16 protein-coding genes are annotated in these 19399 nt (G+C 73.3%); 9 read left to right on the top strand and 7 right to left on the bottom strand.

Features of this window, described 5'->3' with window-relative positions:
• Positions 1-42 precede the first annotated feature (42 nt).
• The 3 genes from IE331_RS16410 to IE331_RS03130 are packed head-to-tail and all read left to right on the top strand — an operon-like array spanning position 43 to position 3805.
• Positions 43-936, top strand: a complete 894-nt coding sequence (locus IE331_RS16410; RefSeq protein WP_201930967.1) for an oxamate carbamoyltransferase subunit AllH family protein — start codon at positions 43-45, stop codon at positions 934-936.
• Positions 933-2393: an FdrA family protein gene (locus IE331_RS03135; RefSeq protein ID WP_192140389.1), complete on the top strand. Its 1461-nt coding sequence runs from the start codon at positions 933-935 to the stop codon at positions 2391-2393. The genes IE331_RS16410 and IE331_RS03135 overlap by 4 nt, the downstream gene beginning before the upstream one ends.
• A complete protein-coding gene (locus IE331_RS03130; RefSeq protein ID WP_192140388.1) occupies positions 2390-3805 on the top strand; it encodes a YlbE family protein in 1416 nt (471 codons plus the stop codon). The genes IE331_RS03135 and IE331_RS03130 overlap by 4 nt, the downstream gene beginning before the upstream one ends.
• Here the strand turns inward: IE331_RS03130 and pcrA are convergent.
• Entirely contained in the window at positions 3781-6204 is a 2424-nt protein-coding gene (pcrA, locus tag IE331_RS03125) for a DNA helicase PcrA (RefSeq protein ID WP_192140387.1), read from the bottom strand. The genes IE331_RS03130 and pcrA overlap by 25 nt on opposite strands.
• A 93-nt stretch (positions 6205-6297) precedes the next feature.
• On the opposite strand from pcrA, the gene IE331_RS03120 reads away from it, so the two are divergent.
• From IE331_RS03120 to IE331_RS03105, 4 genes are all read left to right on the top strand, one after another.
• Positions 6298-6690 carry a low affinity iron permease family protein gene (locus tag IE331_RS03120; RefSeq protein ID WP_192140386.1) on the top strand — a complete coding sequence of 131 codons (393 nt, stop codon included), beginning with the start codon at positions 6298-6300 and terminating at the stop codon, positions 6688-6690.
• A gap of 49 nt (positions 6691-6739) precedes the next feature.
• Positions 6740-7228, top strand: coding sequence for an XdhC family protein (locus tag IE331_RS03115; RefSeq protein WP_192140384.1), 489 nt, complete (start codon positions 6740-6742; stop codon positions 7226-7228).
• A gap of 107 nt (positions 7229-7335) precedes the next feature.
• Positions 7336-8229 carry a hypothetical protein gene (locus tag IE331_RS03110; RefSeq protein ID WP_192140382.1) on the top strand — a complete coding sequence of 298 codons (894 nt, stop codon included), beginning with the start codon at positions 7336-7338 and terminating at the stop codon, positions 8227-8229.
• 93 nt (positions 8230-8322) lie between these two features.
• Positions 8323-9750 carry a putative sodium/potassium/calcium exchanger gene (locus tag IE331_RS03105; protein ID WP_192140380.1) on the top strand — a complete coding sequence of 476 codons (1428 nt, stop codon included), beginning with the start codon at positions 8323-8325 and terminating at the stop codon, positions 9748-9750.
• A gap of 85 nt (positions 9751-9835) precedes the next feature.
• Here IE331_RS03105 and IE331_RS03100 read toward each other — a convergent pair whose 3' ends face one another.
• The 6 genes from IE331_RS03100 to IE331_RS03075 all read right to left on the bottom strand — a co-directional run bounded on the left by IE331_RS03100 (position 9836) and on the right by IE331_RS03075 (position 17609).
• Entirely contained in the window at positions 9836-10192 is a 357-nt protein-coding gene (locus IE331_RS03100) for a hypothetical protein (protein ID WP_192140378.1), read from the bottom strand.
• Positions 10193-10257: 65 nt separating this feature from the next.
• Positions 10258-12315 carry a choline BCCT transporter BetT gene (betT, locus tag IE331_RS03095; RefSeq protein WP_192140377.1) on the bottom strand — a complete coding sequence of 686 codons (2058 nt, stop codon included), beginning with the start codon at positions 12313-12315 and terminating at the stop codon, positions 10258-10260.
• A 22-nt stretch (positions 12316-12337) separates the two neighbouring features.
• Positions 12338-14071 carry a choline dehydrogenase gene (betA, locus tag IE331_RS03090; RefSeq protein ID WP_192140376.1) on the bottom strand — a complete coding sequence of 578 codons (1734 nt, stop codon included), beginning with the start codon at positions 14069-14071 and terminating at the stop codon, positions 12338-12340.
• Positions 14071-15579: an aldehyde dehydrogenase family protein gene (locus IE331_RS03085; protein ID WP_192140370.1), complete on the bottom strand. Its 1509-nt coding sequence runs from the start codon at positions 15577-15579 to the stop codon at positions 14071-14073. The genes betA and IE331_RS03085 overlap by 1 nt, the downstream gene beginning before the upstream one ends.
• 135 nt (positions 15580-15714) lie before the next feature.
• Entirely contained in the window at positions 15715-16311 is a 597-nt protein-coding gene (locus IE331_RS03080; protein ID WP_201931254.1) for a LuxR C-terminal-related transcriptional regulator, read from the bottom strand.
• Between the two features lie 29 nt (positions 16312-16340).
• Positions 16341-17609 carry an ATP-binding protein gene (locus IE331_RS03075; protein WP_192140366.1) on the bottom strand — a complete coding sequence of 423 codons (1269 nt, stop codon included), beginning with the start codon at positions 17607-17609 and terminating at the stop codon, positions 16341-16343.
• Between the two features lie 265 nt (positions 17610-17874).
• Between IE331_RS03075 and IE331_RS03070 the strand changes: the two genes are divergently transcribed.
• Positions 17875-19023, top strand: a complete 1149-nt coding sequence (locus IE331_RS03070; protein ID WP_192140364.1) for a PspC domain-containing protein — start codon at positions 17875-17877, stop codon at positions 19021-19023.
• Positions 19020-19331, top strand: coding sequence for a hypothetical protein (locus tag IE331_RS03065; RefSeq protein WP_192140362.1), 312 nt, complete (start codon positions 19020-19022; stop codon positions 19329-19331). Before IE331_RS03070 ends, IE331_RS03065 begins: the two co-directional genes overlap by 4 nt.
• Positions 19332-19399 lie beyond the last annotated feature (68 nt).

Here is a 19399-nt window from a genome sequence, read left to right as displayed (position 1 = left end):
TGCCGTCGGCACACCGTACCGCCTCGGACTAGCGTCGGTGGGGTGAGCAACCCCCGACCCGGGCCCGCGCCCCTGCCCGCCGCGGCACCGCCCCGGGTCCGTGCCGCGCTGGCCGCGGCGGACGGCCGTCGGCTCACCGTGCTGCACCGCGGCCGGGACGCGGCGTACCTCACGCTGGACGGCCCAACAGACGGCCCGGTGGACGGCCCAGTGAACGGCTCGGTCGTCGGCATCGTGACCGCCGGTGCGGCCCGGGTGCCGTGCGCCCTGCGGCTGGCCGCCCCCGAGCTCCCCTGGCTGGCGACGCTGGGCGGCGCCCGCGTCGAGGACGGCGTGCTCCACCTCGACGACGTGCCGGTGCCGATCGGGCGGACGCTGGACGTCACCGTCCCGCGACTGCGGCACCGGTCCCGCGTCGAGCGTGACTCCCGCGTGGACTCGGCCGCGCGGTCCCTGCCCGGGGCGGCCCTCGCCGCGCTCGCCGGCCTCGACACCGAGGCCCGGCCCGCGGCGCTGGTCGCGGCCCTCCTCGGCCGTGGCGACGGCCTCACCCCGCTCGGCGACGACGTCCTCTGCGGCTGGCTGGCCCTGCACCGGGCGGCCGGTCAGGCGCCCGACCTGCTCCTGACCGAGGTCCGGGCCGAGGTAGCCGCCCAGGTCGGCGCCGACGGCGGACGCACCGGCCGCCTGTCGGCCGCCCTGCTGGACTGCGCGCTGCACGGCGAGGTGCTCCCGGAGTTCGGCGACTGGGTGGCCGCCGTCGATCCCGCCGCCCGGGCCGTGGCGCAGACCCGGCTGCTCGCGATCGGCCACACCTCAGGAGCCGGGCTGCTGCTCGGCGCCGACCTCGCCCTGTCCCACCTGTCCCGGAGGGCCGGCCAGTCCGGCACCCCCGATCGGAACCGTCACCGGCACGAACGGAGCGCATGCGCATGAGCCACACCCACGTCGAGGTCCGGGGCGGCGCCTACGCCGACTCGGTGACGCTGCTGCAGGTCAGCCGGACCGTGCAGGCCACCGAGGGCGTGGAGGCGGCCCAGGTGGCCATGGCCACCGCCCTCAACATCGAGGTGCTGGAGCAGATGGGCTTCACGGTCCCCTCCGAGGCGACCCCCAACGACATGCTGGTCGCGCTGCGGCTGGCCTCCGAGGAGGCCCTCGACCCGGCCCTCGGAGCCGTCCGGGACGCCCTGGCCGAGGCCGGCCGGGCGCGCGACCAGGGCGAGACCGGGCTCGAGCCGCCGCGGACCACGGGCGCCGCGTTCCGGCGTACCGGCGAGGGGCTCGCGCTGGTGTCGGTCCCCGGCGGCAACGCGCTGGTCGAGGCGATGGACGCCCTGGACGCCGGCCGCGACGTCATGATCTTCAGCGACAACGTCCCCCTGGCCGAGGAGCTCGCCCTCAAGCAGGCGGCCACCGCCCGCGGGCTGCTGGTGATGGGCCCCGACTGCGGCACCGCGGTCGTCGGCGGCCTCGGCCTCGGGTTCGCCAACAGCACCTCGCCCGGACCGGTCGGGATGGTGGCCGCGTCGGGCACCGGGTGCCAGCAGCTGCTCGCGCTGCTCGACCACGCCGGGGTCGGGGTCGGCTCCGCGCTGGGCGTCGGCGGCCGGGACCTCTCGGCCGACGTCGGCGGGCTCTCCACCCGGGAGGCGCTGCGCCGACTGGACGCGGACGACGAGGTGGAGCTGATCGTCGTGGTCTCCAAGCCGCCGGACCCCGAGGTCGCCACCGCGATCCGCGAGTACGCCGGCACCCTGGCCACGCCCGTGGAGTTCGCCCTGCTCGGCCCCGGGCAGCCGGACCTGACCGCGGCCGCCGAGGCGGTGCTGACCCGGCTGGGCCGGGAGCTGCCCACGTGGCCGGCCCGTGGGGCCGCCGCGGCCGCCGGTGACGGCACGCTGCTGCGCGGGCTGTTCGTCGGTGGCACGCTCTGCGACGAGGCGATGCTGATCGCCAGCGCGGAGCTGGGGCCGGTGCGCAGCAACATCCCGCTCTCCCCCGAGCTGGCGCTCGGCAGCGACCTCGACGCCGACGACCACCTGATGGTCGACTTCGGCGACGACTCGCTGACCGCGGGCCGGGCCCACCCGATGATCGACCCCACCCTGCGCCTGGAGCACCTCTCCCGGGTGGCGGCCGACCCGCGCACCGGCGTCCTGCTCCTCGACGTGGTGCTCGGGCACGGTGCCGACCCGGACCCGGCCGCCACCCTGGCCCCCGCCCTGGCCGACGTCCGGCAGCCGGTCGTCGTCGCCCTGGTCGGCACCGCCCTGGACCCGCAGGGCCTGGACCGGCAGGCGCGGGCCCTCACCGAGGCCGGCGCCGAGGTCCACCTGTCCAACGCCCGCGCCACCCGGCGCGCGCTCGAGCTCCTCGGAGGTCACCGATGACGCACACCCCCACGCAGGTCGTCAGCGCCGGCGTCGACCTGTTCGCCGATGCCGTGGCCGCCCAGGCGGTCCCCGTCAGCCGGGTCGCCTGGCAGCCCCCGATGACCGGGACCGAGCAGGACCTGGCCACCGTCGCCGCCGACCCGCTGCGGCACGAGGCCAACGAGCGGGCGCTGGCCGCGATGCTCGGGGTCCAGGCGGTGCTGGTCGACGTCGCGCCCGCCTCGGAGGTCCTCGGACTGGAGCGCGGCGAGTTCCTGCACGCCGGCCCGCCGATCGCCTGGGAGCAGGCCAGCGGTCCCCTGCGCGGGGCCCTCATGGGTGCCGCCGCGCTCGAGGGCCTGGTCGAGGACCCGGAGGACGCGGTCGCCCTGTTCGCCTCCGGTGAGGGGATCCGGCTCGAGCCCTGCCACCACCGCGGCACGGTCGGTCCGATGGCCGGCCTGGTGACCCCGTCCATGTGGATGTTCGTGCTCGAGGACCCGACGACCGGTCGGCGTACCCACTGCTCCCTCAACGAGGGGCTCGGCAAGGTGCTGCGGTACGGCGCCTACGGGCCCGAGGTGCTCGAGCGGCTGCGCTGGATGTCCGCCGTGCTCGGACCGGTGCTCGCCGCCGCCGTGCGCGGGCACGGCCCGGTCGACGTGACCGGGATCCTCACCCAGATGCTGCAGATGGGCGACGAGGCGCACAACCGGAACCGGGCCGGCACGCTCATGCTGATGCGCGACCTGGCCCCCGCGATCGTCGAGTCCGGTCACGACACCGGCGACATCGGCGACGTGCTGCGCTTCGTCGGCGGCAACGACCACTTCTTCCTCAACCTGGCCATGCCGGCCTGCAAGCTGGCGCTGGACGCGGCCCGCGACATCGACGGCTCCACGATGGTGGTCGCCATGGCCCGCAACGGCACCGAGTTCGGCATCCAGGTCTCCGGCACCGGGGACACCTGGTTCACCGGCCCGGCCAACCTCGCCGACGGCCTGTTCCTGGGCGACTTCGGCCCCGAGGACGCCAACCCCGACATCGGCGACTCGGCCATCACCGAGACCGCCGGCATCGGCGGCTTCGCGATGGCCACCGCGCCCGCCATCGTGCGCCTGGTCGGCGGCACCGTGCCCGACGCCCTGGCCACCTCGCGCCGGATGCACGAGATCACGCTCGGGGAGAACCCGCGCTGGTCGATCCCGGTGCTGGAGTTCCAGGGCGTGCCCACGGGCATCGACGTCACCCGGGTCTGCCGCACCGGCATCCTGCCCCAGATCAACACCGGCATGGCCGGCCGCGAGGCCGGCGTCGGCCAGGTCGGGGCCGGCCTGGTCACCCCGCCGGCGGAGATCTTCCCGAAGGCGCTGGCCGCACTGGCCGAGCGCACCCGGGAGCGGGGTCAGAGCTTCTCGACGGGGGCGTAGCGCAGCAGCAGGCGCTTGACGCCCTCGGAGCCGAAGTCCACCGACGCGACCGACTTGTCGCCACTGCCCTCGAGGGCGACCACGGTGCCCATTCCGAACGAGTCGTGGACGACCCGGTCGCCCGGGTCGAGCGAGGGGATCGCGCGGGCCGGCTTGGCCTTGGCGGCCGCGTCGAGGCGGACCGCCGCGCTGCCGAAGTTGCGGCGGCCGGCCGCGGTCGGCGTACCGAACGAGCCGGCCCGGCCACCGGAGAGGTCCGGCCGGTCCCAGGAGGTCTGGGCGCCCGCGGTGCGCCGCCAGTCCACGAGCGTGGCCGGCAGCTCGTCGAGGAAGCGGGAGGCCGGGTTGTGGGCGGGTGCTCCCCAGGCCGAGCGGACCACGGCCCGGGACAGGTAGAGGCGCTCGCGGGCGCGGGTGAGGCCGACGTAGGCGAGCCGCCGCTCCTCCTCGAGCTCGGGCTGGTCGCCCAGCGACCGCATGTGCGGGAACACGCCGTCCTCCAGGCCGGTGAGGAACACCACCGGGAACTCCAGGCCCTTCGCGGTGTGCAGGGTCATCAGCGTGACCACGCCGGCGTCGTCCTCGTCGGGCTCGTCGGGGATCTGGTCGGCGTCCGCCACGAGCGCCACCCGCTCCAGGAAGTCCGACAGGCCGGGCGTCGCGGTGCCGGCCACGGTGTCGTCGGGGTCGGCCGGGTCCGCGGAGGGGCCGGCCACCGGGTCGTCGGAGAACTCCCGGGCCACCGCCACCAGCTCGGCGAGGTTCTCCACCCGGGTCTCGTCCTGAGGGTCGTCGGAGGCCTCGAGCTCGGCGAGGTAGCCGGAGCGCTCGAGCACCGACTCCAGGATCACGTCCGGGCGCTCCCCCGCGTCGACCATCGACTGCAGCTCCTCGACCAGGTCGACGAAGCCGCGGATCGCCTTCAGCGACCGGGTGGCCACGCCGGGCGCCTCCTCGGCCCGGCGCAGGGCCTCCCAGAAGATCAGCCCCTCCCGGTCGGCGAACGCCGCGACGCACGCCTCCGCGCGGTCGCCGATCCCACGCTTGGGCGTGTTCAGCACCCGGCGCAGCGAGATCTCGTCGGCGGGGTTGGCGAGCAGGCGCAGGTAGCCGAGCGCGTCGCGCACCTCGCGCCGCTCGTAGAAGCGCACCCCGCCGACCACCTTGTAGGGCTGGCCGGTGCGGATGAACACCTCCTCGAACACCCGGGACTGGGCGTTGGTGCGGTAGAACACCGCCACGTCGCCGGCCCGGGCCGCCCCCTCGTCGGATAGCCGGTCGATCTCCTCGGAGACGAAGCGGGCCTCGTCCCGCTCGTCGTCCCCGACGTAGCCGACGATCTTCGCGCCGTCGCCGGCCTGGGACCACAGGCGCTTGGGGGTGCGGCCGGTGTTGTTGCCGATGACCGCGTTGGCGGCGTTGAGGATGGTCTGCGTGGAGCGGTAGTTCTGCTCCAGCAGGACCGTCGAGGCGTTGGGGAAGTCCTGCTCGAAGTCGAGGATGTTGCGGATGTTGGCACCGCGGAAGGCGTAGATCGACTGGTCGGCGTCACCGACCACCATCAGCTCGGCCGGCTCGACGCGCTCGCCGCCGGAGCCGGTCTCCTCCATCTGGTCGGCGCACAGCTGGTGGATCAGCGCGTACTGCGCGTGGTTGGTGTCCTGGTACTCGTCGACCAGGACGTGCCGGAACCGGCGCCGGTAGACCTCGCGGACCTCCGGGTGCGCCTGGAACAGGTGCACGGTGGTCATGATCAGGTCGTCGAAGTCGAGGGCGTTGGCCTCCCGGAGCCGCCGCTGGTAGCCCTCGTACGCCGCGGCGTAGGCCTCCTCGAAGGAGTTGCGGGTGTCCTTGCGGGCCTCGTCGGGGTCCTTGAGCTCGTTCTTGGCCGCCGAGACCCAGTTGAGGACCGCCCGCGGCTGGTAGCGCTTGGGGTCCAGCTCCAGGTCCTGGCAGACCAGCGTCATGAGCCGCTTGGAGTCCGCGGCGTCGTAGATCGAGAAGCTGGACTTGAACCCGAGCCGGTCGATCTCCTTGCGCAGGATCCGGACGCAGGCTGAGTGGAAGGTGCTGACCCACATGATCCGGGCCCGCCGGCCGACCAGGTGCTCGACCCGCTCCTTCATCTCCGCGGCGGCCTTGTTGGTGAAGGTGATGGCCAGGATCGACCCGGGGTGGGCCTGCCGCTGGGAGATCAGCCAGGCGATCCGCCGGGTCAGCACCCGGGTCTTGCCGGAGCCGGCCCCGGCGACCACGAGCAGCGGCGCCCCGGCGTGCACGACGGCGGCCCGCTGCGGGTCGTTGAGACCGTCGAGCAGAGCGTCGGACGGCGGGGTCCCGCCCTGCCGGTCACGGGGGGTGACGGACTCGAGGCCGGGGATCGGGAAGGGCGTGCTCATCTCGGGTCCCACCCTACGTTCGCCCGCGGTCGGGTGCTCGGGTGGTTGCTCGGGCGACCACCTGCGCACCCGACCCGGGGCTAGGGTCGGGCCATGGCGCTGACCAGCCGAGCATCACGACAGGGCGACGACGACCGATCCCGGTTCGAGCGGTTCGTCGAGGCGACCTACCTGCGCGTGAGCGGGCCGGGGATGTTCTTCCTCTGCTGCGCGATCGTGGTGGCCTGGTTCGTCAGCGTACCGCTCTGGGTCGACCTGAAGGCGTGGCAGGTCGCGATCCACACCGTGGGCAGCGTGCTCACGCTGCTGCTGCTCGTGCTGCTCGAGAACGCCAGCCGGCGGGCCGAGGAGGCGGCCCAGGAGAAGCTGAACGTCATCGCCGAGGCGCTCGCCGCGCTCATGGACTCGCGGGCCCGCGACGACGAGGAGCTGCGGGAGGCCGCCGGGCGGCTCCGCGAGTCGGTCGGCCTCGAGGAACGGCACTGACCCACCTCGGCACTCGACCCGGGCGGGGGCGGGGCGGATACTGGGCGGCATGGGTGACGAGGTGTCGGTGCTGGTCGTGGGTGACGGACCCGTGTCGGGGGCGCTGCGGCCCATGGTCGAGGCGCTCGGCTGGGTCGCCCACGTCGCCACGGACGCCGAGGGCGTGACCGAGGCCCTGCCGACGGCGGACGCCGTGGTGGTGCTCAGCCACCACGAGGGCATCGACGCGCCGGCGATCAAGGAGGCCCTTGCGGCGGGCACGCCGTACGTCGGCGCGATGGGGTCGCGCAGGACGCAGACCCGGCGCCGGGAGTGGCTGCTCGGGAACGGTCTCAGCGAGGACGACCTGGGCGCCCTGCGGGCACCGGTCGGGCTGGACATCGGGGCCGACACCCCCGGCGAGATCGCGATCTCGATCCTCGCGGAGGTGGTCGCCGTCCGTCGTGGCTCGGACGTCGCGGTCGGCTCGATCAGCGAGCGGGACGGGGCGATCCATCCGGACGCCGCGCCCGGGACGGCGACCTGCCCGGGCGGCTGAGCGGGCATCCCACTCGCCCGGGCCCACCGAGAGTCTTCTTGGCTCCAGACCAATCCGATCGGTCGGCGCCTCCGGACCACCCTGACAGCAACCGGTCAGGAGGCACGGTGCAGGAGAGCATCAGGGCGGCGATCTCGCCGCTGCGCGTGGCACTCTGGTTGCTCTGTGCCGTCGCAGGAGCCGCGGCAGCCGTGCTGCTGAGTTCCGCACCGTCCCAGGCCGCGACACCCGATCCGGCTCGTCCGGGCCCGCTGGGCTCGGCGACCTCGACGCTCTCCGACGTCGACCCGTCCCCGAAGCCCGAGGAGTCGACGCGGTCCTCTTCGCCCTCGCAGCGGCCTGCCGCTGTCGAGCCCCAGCACCGTGGCAGCAAGACGGAGCAGGTCGCGAACCAGGTCACCGAGCAGGTCACGGAGCCCGTCGTCGAACCGGTCACCGAGCGCGTCGTCGAACCCGTCAAGCGGGTCACCGCCCCGGTGACCGAGCGGGTAGTCCGGCCCCTCACGAAGCCGATCGTCGAACCCGTCAAGCGGGTCACCGCCCCGGTGACCGAGCGGGTAGTCCGGCCCCTCACGAACCCGATCGTCGAACCCGCCGAGGAGAGCCTCCCGGCACCGCCCGACGACGGCGTCGCTGAGGTTCGCGTCGCCGGCACGGCGCTCAACGCCGGCGCCGGGCCGGCTTCGGGCTCCGCAGACCCTATGGCGACCGAGCCGCGGGCCGACATCGGGTCCGACATCGACACCGCTCCCCTTCCCACAGCCGACGCCACGGCGTCGGCCTCCCCGCTTCCCGCCGGCCCTCTGGGCCTGTGGACGGGCGCGACGCCCTCCGACAGCACCGCAACTGCGTCCGGCGGCTCCGCGAGCGCGGGCACGACCAACGCCGTGCTGCCGTTCAGCGTCCGGCCCGATGTCTCCGGACCGGCCGGCTCCGTGCGACCGACCGACGCCTGGGCCGGCTCAGCGACCGGCCCCCTGCCGGGATTCTCCCCCGACTGAACCTCCCGTGAATGCACGACCGGACCCGGTACGCCGGGTCGTCGGGCCGGGCCCCGCGCCCGGCGCGCATCCATTCACGACGAAAGGTTCACCATGAACATCTGGATCAAGCGATCCCTGAGCACCGTCGCCGTTGCCGGTGGCCTCGTGCTCGCCGGGGCGGCCACCGCCCAGGCAGACGACAACGACACCACGAGCCAGCAGGACTCCTCCTTCTCGGCTCCCATCGAGGTCGGCGGCGTCTCCGCCGGCGTCGACAGGTCCGAGTCGTCCTCCGACCAGGACCGCTCCGAGCGCTCCGACGAGGACGGCACCCGGAGCTCGAGCTCCGGCCGGTCCGAGTCCGACTCGAGCAGCTCGGGCATCGAGACCCGCGAAAGTCGCCTCGAACCCGCTGGGGCGTTCTCCCGGGACGAGGACGGCTCACGGCGCGACGAGGGCCAGGCCGAGGACGAGACCTCACGAAGCGAGACCCAGGGCGAGGGCGACTCGCCCGTCCACATCGGTGGCGTCGCCGTCCACGACGAGCGCGAGAACAGCTCGCGCGAGTCGCAGCGGTCCGGGCGCACCGACGAGGACGGCACCCGCACCTCGCGGGAGCGGTCCTCCGAGCGGTCCTCGTCAGAGGCCAGGTTCGGCTCCGGCGACCTCGACCTCCACCCGCAGGGTGCCTTCCGCGACGCGGAGAGCTCCGAGCGGGAGGAGTTCGGTGACGATGAGTCGGGCGAGGAGTCAGCGCGTCGCTTCGGCGAGGCGTCGGCTCCGTTCACCTACGAGGGCGGCTTCTTCGCCTTCGAGCGGGACGAGGCCTCCCGGGAGAGCCGCTCCTCGACGGTCCGCGACGAGGAGGGCACCCGGTCCTCCTCCGAGTCCAGCTCGGACTCGAGCCACCGTGGCGGCGGCTTCGCCGTCGGCGAGATCACCGGCGATCCTGCCGGCGACCTCTCCCGGCGCAGCTCGAGCAGCGACGACGAGTTCGGCGACGATCAGCGTTCGGAGAGCACCGAGCACAACGAGGGCGAGCTCTCCGGCCCGTTCTCGTTCGAGGGGTTCGGCGGTTTCCTGACCGACGAGTCCGCGTCGCGGAGCACCGAGCGTGACCGCGTCCGCGACGAGGACGGCAGCCGGTCGTCCACGTCCAGGGACGAGGCCGAGCAGTCGCAGACCGTCTTCGGTGAGTCCGGCGCGTTCGCCGGCGACCCGGTCCTGAGGTTCTCCGATGCCCGCTCGAACGAGAGCGACGAGTTCGGTGACGACTCCGAGAGCACCTCGGAGAACCACAGCCGCGCCCGCTACGCGTTCCCCAACGCCTACGACGGTTTCGTCACCGGCGTGGAGCGCTCGGAGCGCGACGAGATCTCGTCGACGGGCACCGTCCGTGACGAGGACGGCACCGACCAGCGCTCGGACAGCTCCGGGGACTCGTCCTCGCAGCGCCCGACCTTCGGCTTCGACGGGCTCGCTGGTGACCCGGCCGGGTCCATCGACTCCAAGGAGCTGACGGAGAACGACGAGCGCTGAGCCAGCACCACGTGATCAGCGCATGAGCGCGGGCGGGTACGCCGACAGCCAGTCGGCGTACCCGCCCGTCGTGCTCACTGCCGGCTCACACGTGCGCGGTGGACCAGAAGACCGCGACCGCGACGTTGAGCACCGACAGCGCGAGCAGTCCGTAGAACAGCCCGTCAGGGATCCGCGGCTTGCGCAGGTTGGCCATCACCAGGCCCAGCACGACCAGGCCGACGACCAGCTTGACGCCCACCTTCGCGTGGTCGACCTCGGCGTCGCCGGCCTCGAGCACGCCGACCAGCGCCAGGCCGGCCAGGAACGCGGTGCCGGCGCCGTCCCGCATGGCCGGGTTCACGGCCTTCTCGGCCGCGCCGACCTGGACCAGCAGGCCGCCGATCAGGGCCGCGAAGCCGAGGATGTGCACGAACAGCAGCACCAGGCGCAGGGTCTCCATGGCTGCAGGCTAGTGCCCCGCGGTCAGCCCGGACCGCGGGGCACGCCCTTCCGCTCGGAAGCCGCTCAGACGCTCGAGCCGTCGTGGAGGCGCAGGAACTCCAGGTGTCGCTCGTACTGGTCGAGCACGTCGTCGATCAGCTGGGTGTGCGTGTAGCCCATGACGTCGTACCCCTGGCCGCCGTCGCGCAGGTGCACCTCGAGCCGCGAGTAGACGTCGTCGCCACGCGGCGCCCACCCGCCGTACGACGGGATCGGCACCTGCCGGTGCTGCACCTTGTAGCAGAACGCCAGCTCGGCCCCGACGTCCGCGGTCAGCTGGACACCGGGATCCCCGAACTCGTCCAGCACACTGGCGACCTCGGCGGCCACGCCCTGGCCGTCGAGCTCGCGGGCGACCTCCTCGAGGGCGGGGGCCACCACGGTGGAGACGAAGTCGTCGGCCTTCTCCCGGCTCGGGAACGTCATCACCCGGCGCATCCGGGCCTGCCACGGGACGTGCGGCCGGCTGTCGGGGGTGACGCTGCGCCCGGACAGGGCGCCCTGGAGTGCGCTGCCCCGACTGTCGGCCATGTGCGCCTCGATCGACAGCGCCTTGTAGAGCCCCCACATCACCGCGATCATCACGAACGCGAACGGCAGGCCCACGATCACCGTCGCGTACTGCAGCGCGAAGATGTTGCCGGCGGCCAGGATGGCCAGGGTCAGCGAGCCGGTCGCGACCGCCCAGAAGATCCTGAGTCCGGGCGCGGCATCGTCGTTGGCGGTGCGCAGCCGCGAGGAGAGGTTCGCCATCACCAGCGCGCCGGAGTCGGCCGAGGTGACGTAGAACAGCAGGCCGACCAGGATCGCCAGGGAGGCGACGACCGGGAAGGCCGGGTACTCCTGCAGCAGGGCCCACAGGCCGTCGGAGGGGTCGACCGCCTCGGAGGCGATCGCGGTGAAGTCGGCGTTCCCGGCGCGGATCTCGCCGATCGCGGCGTTCCCGAAGATCGCGATCCACATCACGATGTAGCTGAACGGGATGATCATCGTCCCGGCCACGAACTGCTTGATCGTGCGGCCGCGCGAGATCCGGGCGAGGAAGAGGCCGACGAAGGCCGCCCAGGCGATCCACCAGGCCCAGAAGAACAGCGTCCAGAAGCTCATCCAGTCGCCGGTGTCCTCGAAGGCGAAGGTCTGCATCGTCATGTCCGGGAAGAGCCGGGCGTAGTCGCCGATGTTGAGCACCGACGCGTTGAGCAGGTACGCCGTCCGGCCGGTCACCAGCACGAACGCCGCCAGCAGGATGGCGAGCAGGACGTTGAGCTGCGAGAGCCGCTTGATGCCCTTGTCGATGCCGCTCACGGCGGAGACCGTGGCGATGGCCACCGCGAGCAGGATCAGGGCGATCTGGACGGGGAGGCCGACGCTGATCCCGAAGACGACCTCGAGGCCGACGTTGAGGCTGACCACGCCGATGCCGAGCGAGGTGGCGACGCCGAAGATCGTCCCGAGCACGGCGGCGGTGTCGGCGGTGTGCCCGATCGGGCCGTCGATCCGCTTGCCGAAGATCGGGAAGAGCGCCGAGCGGACGGCGAGCGGGAGGTTCATGCGGTAGGCGAAGTAGGCCAGCGCCATCCCCATCAGGGCGTACATGCCCCACCCGGAGATGCCGTAGTGGAACAGCGTCCACACCGTGGCCTCCCGGGCCGCCTCGACGGTCTCCGGCTCCGTGGACGGCGGGGCGAGGTACTGCGTCACCGGCTCGTAGACCGCGTAGAACATGAGGTCGGTCCCGATGCCGGCCGCGAACAGCATCGCCGCCCAGGCCCCGGTCGAGAACTCGGGCTTGCTGTGCTCAGGGCCCAGCTTCACCGACCCGAAGCGGGAGAGCCCGAGGAAGATCACAAAGATCAGCACGGCCGTGGTGAGGGCGATGTAGTACCACCCGAACCAGGTCGACACCCAGCCGACGACGCTCTCCAGGGTGCTGAAGGCGTTGTCCGGCCAGATGACGCACCACAGCGTGACGGCGATCGTGACCGCTGCCGAGGGCACGAACACCGGCCAGTTGATCACCGCCCCGGGACCGTCCGGGGCGGGCGGCGGCACAGGTCGTCTCGGCGTTGCTGTCTGACTCATCTCTGTTCTCCTGTCCGGTCGATCACGGTCTCGACACCGTCCCGGGCACGGCGTTGTTGCGCGGGTCGCCCTCGGGGTAGAGCGGCATGCCCGTCCCGTGGCGGTAGTAGGGAACCTCGAGCGGCGCCAGCGGCTCGTTGCCGGCGATCAAGTCGGCCGCCTTCTCGGCCAGCATCATCACCGGCGCGTAGATGTTGCCGTTGGTGACGTAGGGCATCACGGACGCGTCGACCACCCGCAGCCCCTCGACGCCGTGGACCCGCATCGTCGTCGGGTCGACCACGCTCATCTCGTCGGTGCCCATCTTCGCGGTGCAGGACGGGTGCAGCGCGGTCTCGGCGTCCTGGGCGACCCAGTCGAGGATCTCCTGGTCGGTCTGCACCTGGGGGCCCGGCGAGATCTCCCCCGCCGAGAACGGCGCGAACGCCGGCTGGCCGAGGATCTCGCGGGCCGAGCGCACCATCTCGATCCACTCCCGCCGGTCGTTCTCCGTCGACAGGTAGTTGAACTGCAGGGCCGGGTGCTCGTACGGGTCGGTGCTGCGGATCCGGCAGGTGCCGCGCACGTCGGAGTACATCGGCCCGATGTGCACCTGGTAGCCGTGCTCCGCGGCCGGCTGCGACCCGTCGTAGCGGATCGCGATCGGCAGGAAGTGGAACATCAGGTTGGGGTAGGCGACCTCGTCGTTGCTGCGCGTGAAGCCGCCGGCCTCGAAGTGGTTCGAGGCGCCGACGCCGCGACGCAGGAACATCCACTCGGCGCCGATGCGCGGCTTGTGCCGGTGCTTGAGCCAGGGGGCGATCGACACCGGCAGCTTCGAGGCGTGCTGGATGTAGACCTCGAGGTGGTCCTGGAGGTTGGCGCCCACCCCGGGGAGGTCGGCGACGACGTCGATGCCCAGGGCGCCCAGGTGCTCGGGGTCGCCGATGCCGGCGAGCTGCAGGAGCTGCGGGGAGTTGATGGCGCCGCCGCACAGGATCACCTCGCCGGCCTCGACGCTGCGCCGCAGCCGCCCGCCCCGGACGTAGTCGACCCCGACGACGCGCTTGCCCTGCGTGCGCAGCCCTGTGACGTGGGACAACGTGTGGACGTCGAGGTTCCTCCGGGACCGCACCGGGTGCAGGTAGGCCTGGCTGGCCGAGAGTCGCCGCCCGCGGTGCACGTTGCGGTCGAACTTCGCGAACCCCTCCTGGCGGTAGCCGTTCACGTCGTCGGTCAGCGGGTGCCCGGCCTGCTGGACGGCCTCGAAGAGGGCCCCGAACAGGGGGCTGTCGGCCGGACCGCGCTCGAGCACCAGCGGCCCCGAGCCGCCACGCCACGCGTCGGCGCCCGCCGTACAGGTCTCCATGCGCTTGAAGTACGGCAGGCAGTGGGCGTAGTCCCACGACTCCATGCCGGGGTCGGCCGCCCAACGCTCGTAGTCGAGCGGGTTGCCGCGCTGGAAGATCATCCCGTTGATGCTGGAGGACCCGCCGAGGATCTTGCCGCGGGCGTGGAAGACCCGCCGGCCACCCATGTGCGGCTCCGGCTCGGACTCGTACTTCCAGTCGTAGAGCCGGTTCCCGATCGGGATCGGCAGCGCGGCGGGCATGTGGATGAACGGGTCGATCTTGTAGTCGCTGCGCCCCGCCTCGAGCACCAGCACGCTGGTGCCCGGATCCGCGGAGAGCCGGTTGGCGAGCGCGGAGCCGGCCGAGCCGCCACCGACGATGACGTAGTCGTAGCGACCGGCCGAACGGACCGACCCGGCACCCATCAGCGCTCACCTCCCCGGAACCAGTGCTGCGGGGCCGGCCGGGTGTTGTGCCAGACATGCTTGGTCTCGCGGTACTCCGCCAGGCCGGCCAGCCCCAGCTCCCGCCCGACCCCGCTCTGCTTGTAGCCGCCCCACTCGGCCTGCGGCACGTAGGGGTGGTAGTCGTTGATCCAGATCGTGCCGTGCCGCAGCCGGGCGGCGACCCGCTCGGCCCGGCCGCCGTCGCGGGTCCACACCGCGCCCGCCAGCCCGTAGACGGTGTCGTTGGCCAGGGACACCGCCGCCTCCTCGCGACCCTCGGCGTCGGCGCCGGTGAACGTCTCGACGGTCAGCACCGGTCCGAACGACTCGTCCTGCACGCACGACATGTCGGCCGCGCAGCCGTCGAGGACGGTCGGCGGGTAGTAGAAGCCCTGCGGGTCGAGGTGCGGGTACGCCGCCCCGTCGGGCCGGGTGCCACCGACCCGGAGGACCGCTCCCTCGGCGACCCCGGCCGCGACGTAGGCCTCCACCTTGTCGCGGTGCGCGGCACTGATGAGCGGCCCGGTCTCGGCCTCCTCGTCGAAGGGGCCGCCGAGCCGGATCCGACCCGCCCGGCGCACCAGCTCGTCGACGAAGTCGTCGTGGACGGTGTCCTCGACGATCAGCCGGGCGCCCGCGGAGCAGACCTGCCCGGAGTCGAGGAAGACGGCGGTCAGGGCCATGTCGAGCGCGGCCTCGAGGTCGGCGTCGGCGAAGACGATGTTGGGGTTCTTGCCGCCGAGCTCCAGGGCGACCTTCTTCACGGTCGGGGCCGCCGCGGCCATGATCCGGCGCCCGGTGACCAGGCCGCCGGTGAACGAGACGAGGTCGACCTCGGGGGCCTCGGTGAGGACCGGGCCGACCCGGTCCCCCGCCCCGAGCACCAGGTTCGCGACGCCGTCCGGCAGCCCGGCGTCGGTGAGCGCCCGCATCAGCCAGACCGCGGTCGAGGGCGTCAGCTCGCTCGGCTTGAGCACGAGGGTGTTGCCGGCGGCCAGCGCCGGCGCCACCTTCCAGGAGGTCTGCAGGAGCGGGAAGTTCCACGGTGTGATCAGCGTGCAGACGCCGACCGGCTCGTGGACGACCCGACTGACGACGTCCGGCATCCCGGTGTCGACGACCCGGCCGGCGTCGGCCTGGGCGAGCCCGGCGTAGTGGCGGAATACGCCAGTGACGTCGTCGACGTCGATCCGGGACTCGACCAGCCGCTTGCCGGTGTCGAGGGACTCGAGCCGCGCCACCTCCTCCTTGTCGGCCTGGAGCCGGTCGGCCACCCGGTGCAGGAGCGCCGCCCGCTCCGGTGCGGGGGTGCTCGGCCACGGACCGTTGTCGAAGGCGCTGCGGGCCGCGACCACGGCCGCGACCGCGTCCTCGGCGCCGCCCTCGGACACGGTGGCCACCAGGCTGCCGTCGGCCGGGCAGCGGATCTCGCGGGTCGCTCCGTCAGCGGCGTCACGCCACCGGCCGTCGACGAACAGGTCGGGCACAGGTCACCTCGGATGAGAGCAGGGGAGTTGCTCTCTCGACGGAACCGGAAAAGGCCGCCGTCGTCAACTGGACACCCCCCTGCCAGCCGGGCCATCGGCGACTCTGGGGTCTGGCCCCGCCCGCGCCGGCCGGCCCTAGAGCAGCCGCCGGTCCGAGGCCCACCGGGTCAGCTCGTGCCGGGAGGAGAGCTGCAGCTTGCGGAGCACGCTGGACATGTGGGTCTCGACGGTCTTGATCGAGATGAACAGCTCCCGGGCCACCTCCTTGTAGGCGTAGCCGCGGGCGATCAGCCGCATCACCTCGCGCTCCCGCTCGGTGAGCCGGTCGAGGTCCTCGTCGACGGCCGCGATCTCGATCGAGCCGGCGAAGGCGTCGAGCACGAACCCCGCAAGCCGGGGCGAGAAGACCGCGTCGCCGTCGGCGACCCGGGTGATCGCCGCCACCAGCTCCGGCCCGGTGATCGTCTTGGTGACGTACCCCCTGGCCCCGCCCCGGATCGTGCCGATGACGTCCTCGGCCGCGTCGCTGACGCTGAGGGCCAGGAAGCGGGTCCCGGTGGCCCCGACCTGGCGCATCACCTCCACCCCACCACCGCCGGGGAGGTGCACGTCGAGGAGGACGACGTCGGGCTGGTGCTCGCGCACGGCGGCCACGGCGGTCGGCACGTCCTCGGCCTCGGCCACGACCTCCACGGCGCCGGCGAGCTCGGCCCGGACCCCCGCTCGGAACATGGCGTGGTCATCGACGATCACGACTCGGGTCACGGTGTCTCCTCCTGGTCGAGGGGCATGCGGAGCACGATCTCGGTGCCCGCCCCCGGGGTGCTGCGGATCTCGGCGGTGCCGCCGTGCCGTGCCATCCGGCCGACGACACTGCCGCGCAGGCCGTGCCGGTCGGCGCCCACGGCGGCGGGGTCGAAGCCGACCCCGCGGTCCTTGACGAAGATCTCCACCAGCGTCGCCGTGGTCTCGGCGTAGACGTCGACCTTGCCGGTGCCGGCGTGCTTGGCGGAGTTGGTCACCGCCTCACGCGCGGCGTGGACGACCGGCTCCACGAGCTCGGTGAGCGGGGTGTCCCCGACCGTGACCACGTCGACCGCCACCACGTGGTCCTGCTCGGCCTGGGCGGCGATCGCCCGCAGGGCCGCCCCCAGGGACTCCCCGCCGGCGCTCTCCCCCGTGAACAGCCAGCTGCGCAGGTCCCGCTCCTGTGCCCGGGCGAGCCGGGACACCGTGGCCGGATCGTCGGCGTTCTTCTGGATCAGCGCCAGCGTCTGCAGCACCGAGTCGTGCAGGTGTGCGGCCACGTCGGCCCGCTCCTGGCTGCGCACCCGCTCGGCCCGCTCGTCGGTGAGGTCGGTCGCCATCCGCCAGACCCAGGGCCCGAGGGCGATCGCCAGGCCGAGGACCCCGAGGACCCCGGCGACCAGCACCTCACGGGCCGGCCCGAGGTCGCCGGACCGCAGGGCGTAGAACACCAGGCCGGACAGGATCAGCGCTCCGCCCGCGAACAGCCGCAGGTAGGCCGCCCCCGACCCGTGGCCCAGGAGGGAGCCGAGCGGGTCGATCCGCCCCGTGGTGTCGAGCCAGCGGTCCCGCTGGGCCTCGTCCAGCTGACGCCAGATCAGCGCCACCCCGACCAGGCCGAGGGCGATCGGCCAGAACAGGGCCCCCCGCCCGAACACCGTCTCCGCGGCGAGGATCAGGCCGGCACCGAGCGCGAACAGTGCGATCAGTGGGCCGACGTCGGCCATCCGGCGGACCCGTCCCGGTCGCCTCCCGGTGCGGGTGGCGGAGGCGAGACCGGGCGGCTCGTCGGTGAACCGTGCCTCCGAGGGCAGCATCACCCAGAGGCCGGCGTACAACCCGACCCCGAGGCCGCCGAGGACGGTCGAGAGCAGGAAGAACAGCCGCACCCAGAGCACGGGCAGGCCGAGGTGCCGGGCCAGCCCGGCCGCCACCCCGCCGAGGTACTGGTCGGTGGTGTCCCGGGTGGCCCGACGCGGCTGCAGGGGGGCGGTGGTGCTCATCGTGCCGTCATCGTCACACAGCCCACGCGTGCGTCACCATGAGTGAGGACCCCGAGACACCCCTGAGCCGGGACCGCCGGCACTGGTGGTGCACCAGGGTCGTCCCCGATGGTGGGGAGCACCGGCGGACCGCAGGCTGGAGGACATGGAAACGAACCCGCCACAGACACCGGACGCGCCCCCACCGGGGCCGCAGTCCGGTCCCAGCCACGACCCGTCGGACGACGGGCCCACCGGCACCGGTCCCCGGGTCAGCCGGGACCACATGCGCGACCTGACCCTGCTGCGCCGCAGCCGCACCGACCGCCGCGTCGCCGGCGTCGCCGGCGGCCTGGGCCGACACCTCGACATCGACCCGATCATCCTGCGGGTCGGCTTCGTGGTGCTGGCGTTCTTCGGTGGCGCCGGACTCCTGCTGTACGCCGCGGGCTGGCTGCTGCTGCCCGAGGACGGGGACGAGCACGGCCGGTTGGACCTGGACCCGCGCACCCGGAGCGTCGCGCTCGTGGGCGTCGGGGTCCTCGGCGGCCTGCTCGTCATCGGCGACGCCTGGGCCGGACCGGGCTGGTTCCCCTGGCCCCTGCTGCTGATCGGGCTGATCGCCTGGCTGGTGCTGAGCAACCGGGACCGCCGCCGCGAGCGCCGGGCCGCGGCGTACCCGGGGACACCCGGGGCCACCGCATCCGACCCCGTGGCGTCCGGCCCCGCGGCGTCCGACCCGGTCGGGAACGCCGCCGCGGGCGGGAGCGCCGCCGCGGGCGGACCGCCGTCCGGCTACCTGCCGCCGCCGGCCCCGCCGCGGTGGACGCGCGACCCGCGCAAGCGCGGACCCAAGCTGTTCTGGTTCACGATGGCACTGGCCGCCCTGGCGGTCGGGACGCTGGGCATCGTCGACACCGCCGGCGCGAGCGTCGCCGACTCGGCGTACCCGGCCCTGGTGCTGGCGGTCGTGGCCGTGATGCTCGTGGTCGGTGCGTTCTACGGCCGGGCCGGCGGGCTGATCCTGGTGGGCCTGATCGCCCTCCTCGTCACCGTCATCGCCACACTCGACCGGTACGACGGGCGGGAGGTCGACGAGCGACCCACCTCGGCGGCCGAGGTCGAGGCGGAGTACTGGAACTCCGCGGGTGAGATGCGGATCGACCTGCGGTCGGTCGCGGACCTCGACGCCCTGGACGGGCGGACCATCGACGTCGGCGGCACCATCGGCAAGGTCGAGGTGATCGTGCCGGACGGCCTCGACGTGGAGGTGTCCGCGGAGGTCGGGGGCCCGGGCAGCATCAGGCTCTTCGGGGACGAGCGCGAAGGGATCGACGTGCGCGACAGCGCGCGCATCGACGGCGGCGTCGGCGTACCTGAGGTGACGATCGAAGCCCACATCAGTGTCGGGGAGATCGAGGTGACCCAGCGATGAGCGAGCACGAGCACGAGACGCAGGCCGAGCGCCCGGCGGGCCCGGAGCCCGCCGGGGACGCCGGGAGCCCCCAGCCCCTCGGCCGGGACCTGGCGCGGGACCTGGAAAGGGGGCGGCACCCGGTCAACATCGGTCAGCTGGTGATGGGGCTGGCCTTCGCCAGCTTCGTGGTGATCTGGGCGCTCCTCGTGGGCGAGGCCATCGAGACCGACGACCTGCGCTGGCTGCTGCCGGTGCCGTGGGTCCTCGGCGGAGCGGTCGGACTGGCCGCGGTGGCGCTCGGCGGGCGCGGGCGGCGTACCGGGTAGGGCCCGGCACCACCCGCACGGACCATCTTCGGTGGCCGACCGGTCGGAGCTGCTCCGATCGTCGGCCA

Source organism: Nocardioides donggukensis (genome assembly GCF_014842875.1).
Classification (GTDB): Bacteria; Actinomycetota; Actinomycetes; order Propionibacteriales; family Nocardioidaceae; genus Nocardioides; species Nocardioides donggukensis.
Note: the sequence above shows the minus strand (reverse complement) of the source record. Positions and strands in the feature narration are given on the sequence as shown.